The 1,266-nt window shown below is 29.6% G+C and carries 2 protein-coding genes and 1 pseudogene; all 3 read right to left on the reverse strand.

The window, feature by feature from the left end:
- Positions 1 to 81: 81 nt before the first annotated feature.
- Positions 82 to 480 (reverse strand): phage holin family protein, encoded by a 399-nt coding sequence (locus QX565_RS00020; RefSeq protein ID WP_289290480.1) that lies wholly within the window; start codon positions 478 to 480, stop codon positions 82 to 84.
- Positions 481 to 495: 15 nt separating this feature from the next.
- A complete protein-coding gene (locus tag QX565_RS00025) occupies positions 496 to 987 on the reverse strand; it encodes a phage tail assembly chaperone (protein WP_289290482.1) in 492 nt (163 codons plus the stop codon).
- Positions 941 to 1,266, reverse strand: a pseudogene (locus QX565_RS00030) (hypothetical protein); the annotation flags it as partial. The pseudogene QX565_RS00030 and the gene QX565_RS00025, both read right to left, overlap by 47 nt.

The raw sequence follows: 1,266 nt of genomic DNA on the forward strand, positions 1-1,266 counted from the left end.
TCCATTTCTATTCCTCCTTTTCAATGAAAAAAATTTATATAAAAAAGAGAGCTATCTCTAGCCCTCTTTCTTATCAATTATTTATTTTTCGTTTGATGTATTTTTTAGTTGTTCTAGCACATCTTTAATCTTTTGTGGTACTGGCAATCCTAGTATAGAAGCATTTTCTATAATAGAGATACCCTCATTAGCTAAATAAAAAGAGATAACAATATATCGTAATCCCTCAATACCTGTAGCTTGTCCCAGTAAATTAGTTGCTCCTACTAATAAAAGAATCATAATCTTTTTAGCAATTCCTTTGAATCCTACTTCACTTGATAACTCTTTATTAGATATACCACATAAGATACCTGATATATAATCAGCACACATAAATAGTAATAATGTCACCATCATAGTATCATATCCTCCAACTAACCAACCAATCCAAGTAATAAAGGCTGTTAAGCCTACTTTAATTGCACCTATAATATTCATAATTATCCTCCCTCACTATTCCTCAGGCTTTTCAGGAAATTCAACATTATAAGGAAATCCCTCTTGTTTAGTCAAATCTCTTAACTTTTGCCTATATTCAGCCCAATCACCATTTAATACTTCTTTTAAATTATCAAAGAAATCTTTAATAGAAGATAATAGTGTAGTTGCTGTAATTTCACTAGGTAAAGATATTCCTAGTCTATCAAGTAATAAAAACTTATCACTATCAGCCAAGAGCTCATTTCTTTTTTCTCTAACTTTACTAGCTTCTAACTGATAATCAGTTTCCTTAGCTAGTGCTAAATAGTCTTCATAATTACCATTTATATAACTCTCTAAATCTTCTCTATAGATGGTTTTGATAGTATAAACACTATATTCATACTGAGTTGATTCTTCCTCTTGAATCTCCTTTACATCATCAAAAAAAGCAACCTCTATTAAGTTGCCCTTTCTATCACCTATTTTGAATTTTTCGGGAGCTATTGTACTTTTTGTTTTCATTTCTTACAACCTCCTTACATTTTTTGTAATCAATATATGGTTTAATGTACTTTTGTTGATAATTAAATGAATCACAATGTTTCAGCCAACCACTATAGCTAAGCATAGCGGAAGCGTCTTTGAAATTTAATTCATCTTTTTTAGAGATTCTTTTTGCTCTTCTTTTAATACGCAAAAAGTTGCTTCTCCTTAAAGTAGTATATCCTCTATAAAATCTATATCCTAAAAAGTCGATTGGTCTTGATTCAGTTTTAAATAATTGCCAATTTTCTTTTATAA

This window comes from Bacteroides sp. 41_26 (assembly GCF_949740115.1).
In the GTDB taxonomy this organism is placed as follows: domain Bacteria; phylum Bacteroidota; class Bacteroidia; order Bacteroidales; family Bacteroidaceae; genus Bacteroides; species Bacteroides nordii.

Excerpts from the sequence above, each read along its gene's own strand:
- QX565_RS00020 (WP_289290480.1), bottom strand. The coding sequence starts at position 480 with ATGAATATTATAGGTGCAATTAAAGTAGGCTTAACAGCCTTTATTACT.
- QX565_RS00025 (WP_289290482.1), bottom strand. The coding sequence starts at position 987 with ATGAAAACAAAAAGTACAATAGCTCCCGAAAAATTCAAAATAGGTGAT.